Origin of the sequence: Maribacter antarcticus DSM 21422, assembly GCF_000621125.1 — a bacterium.
GTDB lineage: Bacteria > Bacteroidota > Bacteroidia > Flavobacteriales > Flavobacteriaceae > Maribacter > Maribacter antarcticus.
On the sequence record NZ_JHZC01000016.1, the window covers coordinates 51,506 to 67,729 of the forward strand.

Annotated in this window: 14 protein-coding genes; 11 read left to right on the forward strand and 3 right to left on the reverse strand. The window is 33.4% G+C overall.

Going from position 1 to position 16,224, the window contains the following annotated elements; genetic code table 11:
* Positions 1-991: 991 nt before the first annotated feature.
* From Q360_RS0113215 to Q360_RS0113225, 3 genes are all read right to left on the reverse strand, one after another.
* The gene (locus tag Q360_RS0113215; protein ID WP_027077517.1) at positions 992-2,059 is read right to left on the reverse strand and encodes an acyltransferase family protein; all 1,068 of its coding nucleotides are present in this window, start codon (positions 2,057-2,059) and stop codon (positions 992-994) included.
* Positions 2,060-2,185: 126 nt separating this feature from the next.
* Positions 2,186-3,451 (reverse strand): hypothetical protein, encoded by a 1,266-nt coding sequence (locus Q360_RS0113220; protein ID WP_027077518.1) that lies wholly within the window; start codon positions 3,449-3,451, stop codon positions 2,186-2,188.
* Positions 3,444-4,571: a glycosyltransferase family 4 protein gene (locus Q360_RS0113225; protein WP_027077519.1), complete on the reverse strand. Its 1,128-nt coding sequence runs from the start codon at positions 4,569-4,571 to the stop codon at positions 3,444-3,446. Before Q360_RS0113225 ends, Q360_RS0113220 begins: the two co-directional genes overlap by 8 nt.
* 683 nt (positions 4,572-5,254) lie before the next feature.
* Here Q360_RS0113225 and Q360_RS23290 point away from each other — a divergent pair.
* From Q360_RS23290 to Q360_RS0113280, 11 genes are all read left to right on the forward strand, one after another.
* Complete coding sequence (locus Q360_RS23290; protein WP_036195944.1) at positions 5,255-6,124, forward strand: glycosyltransferase family 2 protein; 870 nt, start codon at positions 5,255-5,257, stop codon at positions 6,122-6,124.
* A 122-nt stretch (positions 6,125-6,246) separates the two neighbouring features.
* Positions 6,247-7,446 carry a glycosyltransferase family 4 protein gene (locus Q360_RS23295; RefSeq protein WP_051554719.1) on the forward strand — a complete coding sequence of 400 codons (1,200 nt, stop codon included), beginning with the start codon at positions 6,247-6,249 and terminating at the stop codon, positions 7,444-7,446.
* A 5-nt stretch (positions 7,447-7,451) separates the two neighbouring features.
* Positions 7,452-8,066, forward strand: coding sequence for a sugar transferase (locus tag Q360_RS0113240; protein WP_027077520.1), 615 nt, complete (start codon positions 7,452-7,454; stop codon positions 8,064-8,066).
* A gap of 239 nt (positions 8,067-8,305) precedes the next feature.
* Entirely contained in the window at positions 8,306-9,055 is a 750-nt protein-coding gene (locus Q360_RS0113245; protein ID WP_245603260.1) for an SDR family NAD(P)-dependent oxidoreductase, read from the forward strand.
* Positions 9,056-9,064: 9 nt separating this feature from the next.
* The gene (locus Q360_RS0113250) at positions 9,065-9,883 is read left to right on the forward strand and encodes an SMP-30/gluconolactonase/LRE family protein (RefSeq protein WP_027077522.1); all 819 of its coding nucleotides are present in this window, start codon (positions 9,065-9,067) and stop codon (positions 9,881-9,883) included.
* Positions 9,884-9,887: 4 nt separating this feature from the next.
* A complete protein-coding gene (locus Q360_RS0113255; RefSeq protein ID WP_027077523.1) occupies positions 9,888-11,120 on the forward strand; it encodes a glycosyltransferase family 2 protein in 1,233 nt (410 codons plus the stop codon).
* Between the two features lie 50 nt (positions 11,121-11,170).
* Complete coding sequence (locus tag Q360_RS23300) at positions 11,171-12,445, forward strand: ATP-grasp domain-containing protein (protein WP_036195946.1); 1,275 nt, start codon at positions 11,171-11,173, stop codon at positions 12,443-12,445.
* 34 nt (positions 12,446-12,479) lie between these two features.
* Complete coding sequence (locus Q360_RS0113265) at positions 12,480-13,220, forward strand: SDR family NAD(P)-dependent oxidoreductase (protein ID WP_027077524.1); 741 nt, start codon at positions 12,480-12,482, stop codon at positions 13,218-13,220.
* A gap of 13 nt (positions 13,221-13,233) precedes the next feature.
* Positions 13,234-14,007 (forward strand): SDR family oxidoreductase, encoded by a 774-nt coding sequence (locus tag Q360_RS0113270; protein WP_027077525.1) that lies wholly within the window; start codon positions 13,234-13,236, stop codon positions 14,005-14,007.
* A gap of 281 nt (positions 14,008-14,288) precedes the next feature.
* A complete protein-coding gene (locus tag Q360_RS0113275) occupies positions 14,289-15,332 on the forward strand; it encodes a glycosyltransferase (RefSeq protein ID WP_027077526.1) in 1,044 nt (347 codons plus the stop codon).
* 59 nt (positions 15,333-15,391) lie between these two features.
* The gene (locus tag Q360_RS0113280; RefSeq protein ID WP_027077527.1) at positions 15,392-16,189 is read left to right on the forward strand and encodes a hypothetical protein; all 798 of its coding nucleotides are present in this window, start codon (positions 15,392-15,394) and stop codon (positions 16,187-16,189) included.
* Positions 16,190-16,224 lie beyond the last annotated feature (35 nt).

Sequence of the window (16,224 nt, forward strand, 5' to 3'; positions counted from 1 at the left end):
ATGGTCATTGCAGATTCATCAGCGTCATATTTAGATGACCATTTTAAAAAATATTTAGAATACAACGGTGGAACCTTTTGGCGTTGGGCACTATTCATTTTGTAATATACATTTACTGTGATTTTAGTAGCTATTCAAACATTGCGATTGGGGCCTCCAAGGTATTTGAATTAATGTCAAATTTTTAGTTTTCCTACTTTTCAAGGGATATAGCTGAATTTTGGATAAGGGGGTACATCTGCCTATCCGTGTGGTTCAGAGATTACGCCTATATCCCTCTTGGGGGCAACAAAGAGGGTGCATGGATGAAGTTGCGTAATACCTTTATCATTTTTTTCGGTTAGTGGCTTTTGGCACGTTGCCAACTGGACTTTTATCATTTGGGGTTTATTGAATACCCTCTATCTTTTTCCTCTTTTATTAACCCCTCAAAACAGAGCAAATATTAAAGTGGTGGCAAAAGGAAAATACCTTTCTTTTGTTAAAAAAGTTCTCCAAATAGAAGTAACATTCATCCTAAACTGTTTTTACCTGAATCTTTTTCAGGGCAAATAGCCTTGCACGTACCTAGCTTTATATAGTGGACATGTTTAATATTTCAATTATTTCAAAATCCAAAAGTACTTCCTATGACCTTAAGCGTATTACTGGCCTTATTATTAATAATCTATTTGGTTAGAAAATAAAAGATTTTGGATATTCTCATAATATATTGTTGGACGCTACTAGATATACAGAGGTGATTTTATTTATATCACTAATTATTTTGACCATTAGGTTCCAACTAAAAAAACTGAATTTTAAACGGTTGAAAAAATATACGCTGTTGATTTATTCACAAATACTGTCTACAATTTAATTAGTTTTTTTCTGAATTTTGTTGAAATAATTCTGGAAAATTTATTTTTATTTTCGATTTATTTTGCATGTATCAAGGAATGACACATACTTTTATAGAAAAATATACAGCACCTGATTAACAACGTCGTTGTTATTGCTTGAAAAACTTATTTTTCAACCATTTACCACCTTTAAGTTCAATAAAAGTATAGGTTAGTTGGCTATAAAATAAGGTTATGCTAAGTGTAACTAAAAGCACCATTAGCTGATTTAATGCCGTCATTTCTATTTTTACTAATTTAAAAGCTGCCGTTGGAATCAATAATATTAAAATAAAATGATTCAAATAAACAGAGTATGATATTTTACCCAAAAATGTAAATATATTTGAATCCATTAATTTGCTCAACTTACCACTTGTTTGAATAAAAATCAAAATAAATAGAGAAAAATAGATTGGATAGGCCAAAATGGCAATGATACTTTTTTGTACACCTGTATAGCTATTTACAATAAAGAACAATACGCCTAAGCCAATAAAACCTATATACTCCCATACATTATGAAGATTAAATTTATATTTAGACAAAAACCAAACAAAATACCCTAAATTAAATGCCACTAGACCTCTAACAAATCGAAAATCTAAAAATATACCAAAATATTTATTGTGTACCAAAATTGCGAAACCAATTATTATGATAGCAAGCAATATCAAATTTTGCTTTGATTTTATAGCCAAAATAGAGACCAAACCAAAAACAAAATAAGAAATCATCTCAGCCGAGATAGACCAAGAAGGGCCATTAATGCCTCCTGTATTACCTAATATCGGTGTTGAATTCATAAATAAGATAGAATCAAAATAACGTATTAATAGTTCAGAAAAAGAGTCTACATTTTCAACAAATTCTGGAAAGATAAAATTGAAAATCAAATCAAAAATAAAATATACGGTTACAGAATAAATTAGTAGAGGATATAATCGGATAAAGCGTTTCTTCATATAAGACCAAAAATCTTTGTAGCTAGTTAAATTTGAATAATTATAACTAATGACAAAACCTGATAAAACGAAGAAAAAATCTACAAAAGACCAAGATTCGCGAATTATAAAACTGTTATAAAGCCAATCTGGCATTGTAAATGCACGCAAATGAAAAAAAACTACCATTAAGCTAAACAAACCTCTTAAACCATCTAATTTTGTAATCCTCATAAAAAATTATTTTATAAATCAAGGTGCAAAGAACACCCTTATAATGGGTTAAGACACAAAATTCGTTGATTCAAACATATATTAGTTAAGAAACCGTGTCTAATGCAGTTTGGATAAAATATAAATTTAAGTGATTTTCATTACACAAAGGGCTCTTTGGCCTGTATGTACTGAATCAAAACACACTACGTCGCTATTGCGATTCATTCGGGGATGAAAATCACAACTCCAATGCTTAAAAGCTTGGGATTGAAACTTCTTAAACGATTTTAAAGAGGCTAGATGCTCCACGGCATTAGTAGTAGCATCTACTTTATATAAATTAGCCATTCGGGAGCGATTAGGGTAGGTATCGGTCACAAAAGAACTAGAGGTAATAAAGCTTTGGTGACCATCCGAGTTCAATTGGGGATACGCTACTATCTGATAGTCTTGGAGGGTAGGTTCCTTAAATAAAACATGGCAATCTATATCTCCAATCCGGCAATACGCCACAATTTGATTTTGATTGTTCCAAACGTAATGTGACACCATATCGTTGGTAGGTGCTATATAACATTTTTTCTCTTGGCGATCATAACTTACAAGCCTAGAGTGCCTGTTGAAGGTATCGAACTCGTCTACCCAACGGTGTAAAAAAGAAATATATCTGTTATCCGAGGAAAACAAAGAATGGGTTACGTAATGAAAACAATTCTCAAAACCCGAAGACATCTCACCTACTTTGGTAAGCTCCCTTAGGCTTATTAATAATTCCTTTTCCCCTGTTTTTAAATTTCCAAGAAAAAGACCTGTTTGCTCTGGCATTTTTTCGGTATTGTAATGCCCCTCTTCAGTGATACCGGCATAACCATAGCCCAGCATATAGCGTTCTAATCGGCCGTAGTTGAAGGTAGATGCATAAATACCGTCATGCGATACATGATCGATAGGAAAAGGAATAACCGTTTCTTGCTGCGTTTCAATGTCAAAGATCTTAGACACCAATTGCTTTTCGTCCACCACTGCGTTATATATCAATTTGTCTTTTCCCACCCATTGTAACCTGCAACCCTTATGATAGTTCCAAGCGTGCGTCTCTCCTATTTGTATATAATCTCCCAACTCACCATTTTTATGGTCAAAATAGCCCACATGTAGTACGTCTTCTGCAGTGTTCATCCGAAAAGGAATGGTCAATTGGTTGCCCAACAGCTTGCTATCGTCGTAAGAAAAAGGGCAAACGTCATGGAATCCAAAAAAAAAACCTTCTTTAGCTTGGATGGGATTTTTAGAATAATTTTTTTTATTAGGCAGCAAATCAAAAACCGTTTGATATATATTTCTAATACCAGCTTTAAGGTGTTGATTTTTCTTTACCGCATCATAAACCAGCTTTTCTATTTTATTCATGTCGTACGTATAATTTCTTATAAACTGCTGCAATGTTTTTCCAATTAAAGGGTAACATTAAAGCATCAAAATCAGTATAGTTTTCATAATTCTTCACAATGTATGTAATGCCGGAGGCTATAGCTTCAACATTATCCGGGTCTACCGCTCTTCCTGCCTCGTAATTCTTCAAAAATCCGTCTATTCCTTCTCCTTTAGAGTATAAAACTGGTTTTCCCTGCGACAATGCCTCTATGTACACTAACCCAAATAATTCATATTTTGATGGCATAACAAAGATGTCACAGGCTCTATAAGCTTGTTTAAGAAACTCCCCAGCATTAATTTTCCCCTTATAGTCTACCCAGGGAAAGGATTGTATCAGGTCAACAAACCCCTTAAAATAGTCCGGCTCCGATTTACCTTCAGGTCCAATGATTGTTAGCGTGTAATCATACTCCCCGGCAGCATTCAGCCGTTGTACAGCCTCGATTAAAAGCAAAATATTTTTCCGTTCTATAATTTGGCCAACATATAGTAATTTCACGGTATAATCCAAAGGGATTGCCGCTGGTTTTTGAAGCTGGTTCAGCCACATATCGTCTATTCCATTAGGAATCACCAGCACCTTAAGCAAAAGCTCAGCTACCAAAGATTTAGGCATCATAGCAAATAATTTATCCCGATACATATTGGAGATAAACACAATCCTATCCGCATTTTTCAATACACGATGAATAAAAGACCTACGATGCCACATTAGTCGATATTGCAATTCTATATCCGTAGTTCTAACAGCTACGATATAACTAATATTATATTTTTTCTTCAACTTATAGGCAAGCGCACCATCGGTAAAAAGGTTGTGCGCATGAATAAAATCAATATCGGTTACCAACCCCTTGGAACATATTGACTTATAAATTTTTTGGATTTTCCCAAAATAATTATACTTGTGAATGGGCTTAATAATCTTTTCAAAAATTAGCTCCGTCTGTTTCAGGGTAACTTCATTTTCCGGCTCGCGATTAATCTTAATCGGAATATAAACCCGTTGTTGGATGTCAACATCAATTTCGGTGTATAATTGAGCGTACAAGTGATTGTCAATGTAATAGGAATTTAAATGTAATATCTTCATGTAGATTTAATAAATTATCCTAGGTCAACTAACGCAAATTTACTTTATTTATTTTATACCTACTCCGAATTACTTTGCATTATAAATTTGATGGGAAGACCCCGATTGCCCCATTATACCTTACATAAATCCTTTATAGATTAAAAATATATTGTTCTTTCTAAAATAAGGTATTTGGTTCAAACCTGAGTCAAATGGCCTTGTCTCAGCTCTAAAAAACGTTCTCAATGATATGCTTAGGAATAGATTTCTTAATTTAAAAAACCCCTACTGGTGAAGAGAAACAGCAAACACATTGACCACGCTGACAGGGTCATTTCTAATTCCATTTCAATATAGCTATAGGGTATATAAACCATAGACCAACCCTGGATAAGCCATTTCTAGTTTAAGGAAAAGCTATATCATACTAAATAACAGGAAACAATCATTGAAGAGAACAATATACCCAGGCAGTCGCTTTATAATTTTACTGTTACGCCATATTGCCACGTCTCTAGGTAAATGCATGTTCTCCTTGTCTACAAGACTGGACTTTTAAAGGCTACAAGTCGCTTTTGTCAAACACCTTATAAATTGGATGTAGCTTGGATGTTCGACAAAATGCATTATTTCACCTTGCTTTCATACTAAGTCTACATATATTTCGTTGTTTAAAATATCTCTTTAAAGCTATATTTTGAATGAATCACATTGCAGTTTTATACACCTCACATAATAGAAAAACCAAAACGCTAAAGGCATTGGCATCTTTAAAAAATGCTTGGCATAGCCATAAACAACCTTTACAAATTACAATTTACTTAACAGATGATGGTTCTACAGACGGTACTACAGTAGCTGTAAAGCAACAATTTCATGAAGTAATTATACTTCAGGGCAACGGAAATCTGTTTTGGGCCGGCGGGATGATCAATTCTTGGAAAGAAGCTATCAAAAACCAACACAACGGTTATCTTTTGCTAAACGACGATACGTTTATCAGCGAAAATATTTTTGATGACATAGCACTTACCGACGAGTATGCTTTAAAAACATATGAAAAAAAAGGGGTTTATATTGGTTCTACAAAAGACCCTGAAACAGAAAAATTAACCTACGGAGGCGCCGTAATTACCAACCGGTTCCTTTACCAGTTTACAATTTTAAAACCAGACGGTGGGTTTCAGGAATGTGATTTGGGCAATGCCAACATTATGTATGTAAATGCCGGGGTAGTAGATAAAGTAGGTATCTTATCCGAGGGCTATGTTCATGGTATTGCCGATTACGATTATACCTTAAAATGTAAAAAAAACGACATCCCTGTGCTGATAATGCCTAATTATTGTGGTTCCTGCGAAAGGGATACCAAAGGACTCTATCACAGTTTTCATTTAATGACTTTTAAGGAGCGGTTAACGCATTTATACAGCCCAACAGGAATCGCTTTCAATTCTAGGCTACTTTTTATGCGAAAATTCTTTCCGTATCGTTATCCTATATTCTATTTAGTTGGTTGGTTAAAAGTTCTATTTCCTAAAGTCTACCTTATAGCTAGGCATAGAAAATAAAGCAAGTATGTTTACTTTATTAAAATTAATTTTAAGAAATCATATACAAGATTTTTCTTATGCTTTGTTAAGGTTTATATGCCTTAATTAGGGATTCTAAAAACACATTAAAAACATACGCAATGAAAATTCTTTATATCCACCAATATTTCAATACCCCAGAAGACGGTGGCAGTACACGTTCCTATTGGATAAGTCAGGAACTAATTAAAAACGGACATGAAGTGGTAATGATTACCAGTACCCGAAACAAGGAGGAGGAAGGTTCAAAAAAAACGATAGATGGTATTAGCGTAATATATTTGAAAGCATATTACAACCAACATATGGGGTTCTTGGGAAGATTGCAAGCCTATATGAAGTTTATGTGGAAAAGCACTATAGAGGCCTTTAAGCAAAAAAGCATTGCCCTGGTGATTGCCACCTCCACTCCCCTAACCATAGGGATACCCGCTCTGCTCATTAAAAAACTAAAAGGAACTATGTACCTCTTTGAAGTCCGCGACCTTTGGCCTGAGGTACCAATACAAATGGGTGCCCTAAACAATTTTTTCCTAAGATCGGCCGCCTTGTGGCTCGAAAAAAGTATCTACAAAAATGCCTCACATATTGTGGCACTTTCCCCCGGTATGGAGGACGGGGTGCTCCAAACTGGTATAAAGCAAAGCAAAGTGACCATGATTCCCAATATGTCTAAAATAGACCACTTCTTTCCGCGCCCCCATAATTTGGGACTTTTAGAGAAATACGACCTTAAAAATAAAAGTTTTAAATTGATTTACTTCGGTTCTATGGGCCTATCCAATGGCATAGATTATATTTTGGATACCGCGAAGCTGCTAAAAGCCCACGCGAATATTGAGTTTATTTTTATTGGATACGGCTCGATGATAGAATCGCTCTTGGAATATTGCAAAAAAGAAAACCTTGACAATGTTCGTTTTCTAGGCCGTTTTGGTATTGCTGAAGCTGCTGATCTGGTAAATCTTTGCGATATTACCTTGGTAACCTTTGCTAATATACCAATTTTGTATACGAACTCGCCCAATAAGCTTTTCGATTCTTTGTCGGCCGGAAAACCAATTATTGTAAATTCTAAAGGTTGGACAAAAACTATGGTAGAAACGAACCACTGTGGTATTTATGTAGATCCCGAATCGCCAATTGATTTTGCAAATAAAATCCTAGAACTTAAAAAGAATCCAAACTACCTAGCCTTGATGGGTAGCAACGCTAGAAAATTAGCGGAAAGCACCTATGATAAATCTATTCTCTGTGCCCAATTTGCCAATGTGGTTAAGGGTTTGTTACCTAAAAGTTAATACTCATGTACCCTATAATAAAGCGTTTATTAGATTTTTTAGTGGCTTTTACTGTCTTGCTATTGGCCTTACCCTTGTTGGTGGTCATTACCCTGACCCTTTATGTGGTAAACCAAGGTAAACCCTTTTTTATTCAACACAGGCCAGGTAAAAACGAACGGATTTTTAAAATTATAAAGTTCAAATCAATGAACGATAAAAAAGGCCCTGACGGAATACTTTTACCAGATGGGGAGCGTATCACTAAATTTGGAAAATTTGTGCGAAAAAGTTCCTTGGATGAATTGCCTCAGCTATGGAACGTACTTAAGGGCGATATGAGTCTTATTGGGCCTCGACCCTTACTCATTTCATATCTTTCCAGATACAACCAAGAACAACGTAAACGACACAAAGTAAGGCCGGGCATTACCGGATGGGCTCAGGTAAACGGACGAAATGCAATTTCTTGGAAGAAAAAATTCGAGTACGACGTTTGGTATGTTGAACATATCTCTTTGAAACTTGATGTTAAAATATTTTTCAACACTTTTAAAAAGGTATTCAAGGGAGCTGATATTTCAGCATCGAATAACGCTACTATGCAAGAATTTATTAAAAATGAACAGCAGAACCAATGATTCACTTGTATAGTTTTTCAACTTAAAAAAATAATACAGGATAATATATAGGTTTTAAAAAGCGGCCAAGGGCTTTAGATTAATAATTGTGAATAGGATAAATATGTCAGGCTTTCGTTGGATAATAAAAATTTCGGGAAGGTTTGGCTTTATAAAAGTAAAATAGAGTATGATTAATGCCAATTAAGTAATAATAATACTAGTATGAGGTACGTTATATTATTTCAATTTAAAGTGTGATGATGAAAACAGTAATGATTTTAGGAGGGACTACAGGTGTTGGTAATGAAATACTAAAGTCTTGTTTAGAAAAAGGCTACAATGTGGCTTTTTGTGGTAGAAAGTCTTCTGTAGGCAATCAAATTATCCAATCACTACAATCAGAAGACAAGCTTTATTTTCATGAACTTGATCTTAACAGTATAGAAGAAATCGAAAATTTTCACCTCCAGACCATTAAGCGGTTTGGAAAAATTGATGCCTTAATTTTGTATGCTGGTATTACACCAGTAGCATCATTACTGGATACTGAAGAAGATATTTACAATAGCGTATTTAATATTAACCTCAAAGCCCCATTTTTCTTATTAAAGCATGTTTTAAAGTCAATGATTAATAACAATTCCGGTTCCATTGTTTTCTTTGGGTCAGCCCATATGGATTATGGTGAAATCGATAGGGCTCCTTATGCACTTACCAAGAATGCTCTTTATACCTTATCAAATCACATTGCACATCATTATGCCAAATATGGAATACGATCAAATTATTTGGTTATGGGTTGGACAAACACAGAAGGAGAAATTGAATTGAGGACTAAAGAGGGTATGAGTGAAGAAGAATTAAAAAGTAAAGCCTCCAAAATTCTTCCAATGGGTCGTATGCTAAATCGGTTTGACCCTATACCAGCAGTAATGCACTTTATCTCTGATGATTCTGCTATGACAACTGGGTCTATCATGAGAGTTACTGGAGGAGAGTACATATAATTAACATTCATGATTGAATCATTAGTTTTTCATTCTAATTCCGAGCTTTTAGAAGGACCAGTATTTGATAAAAAAAATAATTGCCTCTATTTTGTATCAATTTTAGACTATTTAATTTATTTTTATGATGCTAGTACCAAAGAAATTCTAAGTATAAAACTGGATTCCCCAGTCAGTTGTATTTTTATATTAGAAAGAAAAAAAATCTTAGCAGCATCTAAAAATGGATTTTTCGAAATTAACTTTACAACCTTACAAAAGCAATTTGTTTTTCAAATTGATATTGATAAATCAGTTAGGTATAATGATGGCATCCAAGATGCTATAGGAAGATTTATTATTGGAACTATGGGATTTCCTGAAGTAAAGGAAAATATAGGAAAGGTGTTTTCATATCATAAGGGGCAATTCAAAACAATTATTGAAAATACTAGTATTTCTAATGGTTTAGCATTCTCACTAGATAATAAATTACTCTACTTTATTGATACACCAACAAAAAAAGTAGCAAGGTATTCTTATGATTTAAGAACAGGAGAAGCGCAATTTGAATCAAACGTAATCGCATTTAAAGGTGCAGGGAGTCCTGATGGAATGTGTATTGATAACAAAGGTATGTTATGGATTGCGGAATGGGGAGGAGGATGTGTGTCTCAATGGAATCCTTTAAATGGATTCAGACTAAAGGAACTAAAATTACCATGTCTGAACGTTACATCTTGTTGTTTTGATATTCATTCAAACTTATATGTCACTACTGCTAAGTCTGAATCTAAAAAAGATATTTACGGTGGTGGTTTATTTTACATTGAATTAAATAAAATTTAAATTTATGAACACTGTTAAAATTAGTGTAATTGTTCCAATTTTTCGAATTGAAAAATATTTACCTAAATGTATAGACAGCCTTTTAAATCAGTCTTTTTTAGACCTCGAATTAATTTTGGTAAATGATGGCAGTCCTGATAATTGCCCAAAGATTTGTGATGAGTATGCCAAAAAAGATACTAGAATTAAGGTTATTCATAAAGAAAACGGAGGACTTGTAAGTGCAAGAAAAGAAGGTTTAAATAATGCCAAAGGCAAATACGTCACATTTGTAGATGGAGATGATTGGGTTGACAAATTTTATTTGGACATCATGTTTAAACTTGCTGACATAAATGACGCAGACCTTGTTGTTACCGGTCACTTTAGAGAGTTTGACGGAAAAATTGAAACAATCAAACCAAAAAACGTCGGCGTTTACAATGAGGAAGAACTAAAATCCCATATACTTCCCAATGCTATTTATAATGGTGAATTTTGCGAACATGGGATATCAACATACGTTTGGAATAAACTGTTTAAAAGGGAACTGTTAAGTCAAATTCTTTTTAATGTACCCGACGCCATTGTAATGGGCGAAGATGCCGCAATTACTTTTTCCTACTTAACTATTTGTAAAAGTTTAGTCATAAGTAGCACACCACTTTACTACTATAGACAGCGACACGATTCTATTGTAAAATCTGTAGAAAATCCAAAAATTGAATATTATAGGTTGGGATTACTTATGAATTATTTGCAATCGAAACTTAAAACGTCCCTCGATGAAAAGAATATAAAGGAACAAATCACTTATTATCTGTACTCTCAGATTTTGGTAAGATCTGGTGGATTAATTTACGATGAAAGTGGGGGGCAACTATTCAATCCATTTTCAAATGTGGAATCCAGGTCCAGAGTTGTAGTGTATAGTTCTGGTTCTTTCGGACAACACATACTATCCACCAATATTAAAAACAATTTTTTTGAGGTTGTTAATTGGATAGATATCGATTATCATGAACTAAAAATTGGTGAAAATCATGTAAAACCGATTAGTTCCATAACAAAGTCGGACTATGATTATTTGATCATAGCAACAATTAATCCCTCGTATTATAAAAACATTAAAAAAGAATTGAGTCTGGTGGGTGTTGATGAGAAAAAAATTGTGCAAATTAAAACAGATATAAATGAAATCAGTAAACTACTTCTTCAATTAGGGTTTGATAGTGATTTTGTATTTCAAAACAACTAAATTCTATTGAAATTTAATATAACTACCATTTAAAAAATAAGGTTTTACCTATGAAAAAACTTATAATATTAGGAGGGAATCCTGAAACAGCCATTTTAGTTGATATAGCGATTTCAATGGGTATATATACTATTGTAGTTGACCCAAACCCAGATGCGCCCGCAAAAAAGAATGCATCTGAAACTTACGATATAGATGGTTTTGAAGTTGATAAAATTGTTCAATTAGCAAAAGACCTAAAAGTTGACGGTATTTTAGTTGGTGTAGCAGATATTTTGGTTAAGCCCTATGGAGAAATTTGCGAAAAGTTAAATATGCATAACTATGCTACCAAAGAAGCAATTGAGGCTTTTTGTAGTAAGGATGGCTTTAAAAGATATTGCGAAAAATTTGACATACAAGACATACCTGGCACCTATTTGGGTACTAATTCAAGTATAGAAAAACCAAAACATATTGAATACCCAGTAATGATTAAGCCTGTTGATAATGGTGGTGGCGTTGGTATGAAAATTTGTAGAAACGACAAAGATTTTAAAGAATCCGTAAAAACTGCATTACAGTTCTCTAAAAAGGGTGTTGTACTTGTTGAAAAATATATGGAATGTGATGATATGGCAGCCTACTATACGTTTAGAAATGGTATCCCATATCTTTCTGCCACTTATGACAGAATAACCACTAAAATGCAAGGAGATTTTAGTCCTGTGGGTATCGGAGCCATCTATCCTTCCAAAAACACAGATTTATTTTTTGAAAAAATACACCCAAAACTATGTGATTTTTTCAAAAAATTAAATATTCAAAATGGCATACTTAATCTTCAATTTTTTGTGGAAAATGGTTTTTTCTACGCCTACGACCCAGGGTTTAGATTGCAGGGTGAAGCGCCACATATTCATTTGGCTCATATTAATGGTTTTGACCATAGAAAAATGCTGATTAATTTTGCCTTTACCGGTGTTTTAGGAGAAGACGATTTCCCTGAAAAGAATGACTACATGTTTAAGGGTAAAAAAGCATGCACCATTTGGATTCTTTTAAAGGAAGGAACAATTAATGCTATTAAAGGAATGTCTGAAATAAAGGCTGATAAAAATGTCATTTTTGTTTTAGATAGATTTAAGGAAGGTGATGTTGTTGAAAAGGAATGGCTAGGAACCGAGAGACAAGTTTTTGCTCGTGTATATGTTGTAGCAGATTCAATTGAAGAATTGAATGCTAAAATGTCGGAATTTAAAGATACGCTAGTGATTACAGATAATTCTGGAAATGACATGATATTAACATGGCCAGAAACAATAAATGCAGAAAACTACCTTTAATACTAACATATAGAATTAACTATTAATAAAAAATATGGAAAATAAAACAGCCGTTATTACGGGTGGCTCTAGAAATATAGGTTTGGCTATTGCCGAAAAATTTTACACTATTGGTTATAATGTAGCCATTTTAAGTGTTTCTGAGAACAGTGCTAAAAAAGCTGCCAAAAATATTGACCATACAGGCAAAAAAGTAATTGGATACAGATGTGATGTTACAGATGAAACATCAGTTAAAGAAACACTTGAGCGTATTAATTCGCACTTCGGTGGGATAGATATTCTTGTAAATAGTGCTGGTATTTTGGATATGGCAAGCATAGAAGAAACGTCTATTGAAGAGTGGGATCATGTTATGGCCGTTAATCTTAGAGGTACATTTACAATGATTCAAAAATCAATTAAATATTTGGAAAAAAGTAAGCATCCGAGAATAATAAATTTATCATCCAATTCTGGGCGTATGGGAGGATTTGAAAACGGAATGGCCTATAGCGCATCTAAGGGTGGAATAATAGCATTGACTTATGGTTTAGCTAGAAGACTTGCTAAACAAAAAATTACAGTAAACTGCATTGCACCGGGCACTATTGAATCTGATATGTCTGCCGCACGTAGTCCAGAGGTATTAAAAAAATTAAAAGAAAGATTCCCTTTAGAAAGATTTGGAACACCAAAAGAAGTTGCCGCAGCAGCTTGCTACTTTGCAAGTGATGATGCTGGGTTTACTACTGGCTCTGTTCTAGATGTCAACGGAGGATTATTCATGGGATAAAATATAAATAAATATGAAATCAAATATATTAGAATCATTTAGTTTAGCTGGAAAAAAAGCAATCGTAGTTGGTGGTGCCGGCGATCTTGGAAAGGCAATGGTTGAAGCGATATCTCAAGCAGGTGCACAAACTGTAGTTATTGACTTTGATGAAAAAGTTTTTGACCTTTGCGAGCAATTTAAAAAAGATGGTCTTAAAGTAGATGCATTACAAGCAGATATTAGCAAAATATCTGAAATTAAAGAATCATATCAATCTGCATTAGATATACTAGGAGGAAAAGTAGATATTTTAATTAACTCAGCAGGAATACAAAGAAGATACCCTAGCGAAGATTTCCCTGATGAAGAATGGAGTAAGGTAATTGCTATTAATCTAGATGCCACTTTCTATTATTGCAAATATGTTGCAAAAAACATGATAGAAAATGGAGGGGGAAAAATAATAAATATTGCATCTTTAATGAGTTTCTTGGGTGGTATAACCATACCTGCTTACGCCGCTTCTAAAGGTGGTGTTAGTCAATTAACAAAAGCACTTTCAAATGATTGGGCAGCTAAAGGAATATGTGTTAATGCGATAGCTCCCGGTTATATGGATACTCAGCTTAATACTGCTTTAATAAACGATAAAAAAAGAACTGAGGAAGTTTTTATTAGAGTACCTATGAAAAGATGGGGTAATGGTGAAGATCTAAAAGGATTAACTGTTTTCTTATGTTCATCTGCAAGTGATTACATTACAGGTACTGTTATACCAGTTGATGGAGGATATCTAGGAAGATAGATGTATTTGGCTTTTAATATTTTCATTAATAGCCAAATAATATATTTATAGAATAGGTCTATAAAATTATAATGAAAATAAACCGAAGTCTTTAATCCGATAAACATGTTGCAATACAATTTTATTAGGTGAGACTTTAGGTTTCAATAATTTTGCAACCCATTTCTATTTTACCAATTATATGGATAAATATCTAGATTATTACACTGTGACATTTTTAAGACATTGGTAATTCTCTGAATTTAATTTAAAAATTTGACTAAATACAACAGTTACAAGCAATGAAGTTAAGCATAATTATTCCTTTATATAACAAGGAAAAACATATTGAACGTTGCTTGGAAAGTCTTTCCGTACAGGATATCTCACCTAGAGATTATGAGGTTATAATTGTTGATGACGATTCCAAGGATTCGGGAGTAGATACTGTACAAAATTATGCCAATAACAATGCAGATGTAAATATTCATTTAATTCAGCAACAAAACCAAGGGCCTAGTGCTGCTCGAAATAATGGTTTAAAATTGGCCAAAGGAAAGTATGTCTATTTTCTAGACGCCGATGATTACATAGCATTGAATACCTTAAATTGTTTATTAGAATTATGTGAGAAAAACAACTTAGATATAATAGAATTCGACACTAGAGAAATAACTGATGGAACAGAACCTTCTACTGAACTAAGTACATTACCATTAAATTCACAAGGGTTAGCAGTTCCTGTTGTGAATGGGCCTACATATATTATTAAATATAATTTCAGAAATCAAGCTTGGAGATATATTATCAAAAGAAGCTTCATTTTAGATACAAAAATAAAGTTTTTAGAAAAAATGCGTGCCTACGAAGATTTGATTTTTACCGTAAATCTATTCCTTCAATCCAACAGAATATCAAAAGCAAACATAGATGCACACAGGTATGTTAGAGTTGCCAATTCTATTGTTACCACTAAAAACTCAAAGAAAAACTTGGAATTCCTTCACAGTATGGTTGAAGCCGTTTCTGAGCTATCTATTTTAATAAATAATCTTAAAATTTCAGAGCAAAATCACTTCAAACTTATTAGTAGATTGAAAAACAAACAGTATGTCGTTGTTTATGCTTTATTGGTCAGGGCATTTAAATATCGTCTCAACACAAAGGAGTTAAACACAATATTGATTGAATTAAATACGTTAGAAGCCTATCCTATCAACCCGAGAGTAGAAGGTATTGGAAAAGGAAGTTTATTTCACTTACTGTTTTTTTTGCCAATTTTCAATAATAAAACATACTGTTTATTCGGTTTAAAAATTATGAATCGGCTACTTTTTTTTAAATAGTCATTGTGTAAGTCATAGATTGATCCGAACGCTAAAATTTCAAACTAAAAATATAAAATATGATTTGTTTCCTTGTACCTGTAAAGAGTGAGAAACTTTCTTCTGATTGGGATATATTCAGTGAATTGGTTAAGCGTAGCCTTAAGTCAATTAACGGTCAAAAAGACAAGGATTTTCAGATTGTAGTAGCTTGTCATGAATTACCCTCAAATAAATTTGATCACCCACAAGTTCATTACGTTCAAGTTGATTTTGACATACCACAGTTAACCAATGAAGATTGGGAAAAAGACAGGCAATTAAAAGAAGGCGATAAAGCCAGAAAGATTCAAGTTGCATATGATTATGCCATAGAAAACTTTAATGTTGACTATTTTATGGTTGTTGACTCTGATGATTGCATAGATAATGGCATTAGCAAATATGTAAACTCAAGAATAAAAAACAATATTCCAGGATGGTATGTTAATAAGGGATACTTCTATACTGAAGGAAGTAAATTTGCTTTTATGATTCGCAGTAACTTTAATCTTAGGTGCGGCACATGCATCATTATAAAGAAAGAATTATTTAAACAAGTATTACAACAAGAACCCTACCTATATTACGTTCATGAAAAAATAGAACTAGACGATAACCTTTTGTTACTACCTTACCCGAAACCAGCTGCACTATACAGCATGGCTAATGGAGAAAACCATTATATGTCACAATCAAAAATGATGAATTTAATTAACCAAACCAAGTTATTTACCGTTGGGCATATAAAAAGTGTATACTCGAAACTTACACGCTATAGACCAAGATTTATAGGAGGTCGTTTTAGAAAAACTTTTAATTTTTATAAAATAAGCTAGATTAAACTTAATCAAAACTGATCAATTTTTTTAGA

Coding starts and splice junctions, on each gene's coding strand:
- Q360_RS0113215 (WP_027077517.1), bottom strand. CDS start 2,059: ATGAGGATTACAAAATTAGATGGTTTAAGAGGTTTGTTTAGCTTAATG.
- Q360_RS0113220 (WP_027077518.1), bottom strand. CDS start 3,451: ATGAATAAAATAGAAAAGCTGGTTTATGATGCGGTAAAGAAAAATCAA.
- Q360_RS0113225 (WP_027077519.1), bottom strand. CDS start 4,571: ATGAAGATATTACATTTAAATTCCTATTACATTGACAATCACTTGTAC.
- Q360_RS23290 (WP_036195944.1), top strand. CDS start 5,255: ATGAATCACATTGCAGTTTTATACACCTCACATAATAGAAAAACCAAA.
- Q360_RS23295 (WP_051554719.1), top strand. CDS start 6,247: ATGAAAATTCTTTATATCCACCAATATTTCAATACCCCAGAAGACGGT.
- Q360_RS0113240 (WP_027077520.1), top strand. CDS start 7,452: ATGTACCCTATAATAAAGCGTTTATTAGATTTTTTAGTGGCTTTTACT.
- Q360_RS0113245 (WP_245603260.1), top strand. CDS start 8,306: ATGATGAAAACAGTAATGATTTTAGGAGGGACTACAGGTGTTGGTAAT.
- Q360_RS0113250 (WP_027077522.1), top strand. CDS start 9,065: ATGATTGAATCATTAGTTTTTCATTCTAATTCCGAGCTTTTAGAAGGA.
- Q360_RS0113255 (WP_027077523.1), top strand. CDS start 9,888: ATGAACACTGTTAAAATTAGTGTAATTGTTCCAATTTTTCGAATTGAA.
- Q360_RS23300 (WP_036195946.1), top strand. CDS start 11,171: ATGAAAAAACTTATAATATTAGGAGGGAATCCTGAAACAGCCATTTTA.
- Q360_RS0113265 (WP_027077524.1), top strand. CDS start 12,480: ATGGAAAATAAAACAGCCGTTATTACGGGTGGCTCTAGAAATATAGGT.
- Q360_RS0113270 (WP_027077525.1), top strand. CDS start 13,234: ATGAAATCAAATATATTAGAATCATTTAGTTTAGCTGGAAAAAAAGCA.
- Q360_RS0113275 (WP_027077526.1), top strand. CDS start 14,289: ATGAAGTTAAGCATAATTATTCCTTTATATAACAAGGAAAAACATATT.
- Q360_RS0113280 (WP_027077527.1), top strand. CDS start 15,392: ATGATTTGTTTCCTTGTACCTGTAAAGAGTGAGAAACTTTCTTCTGAT.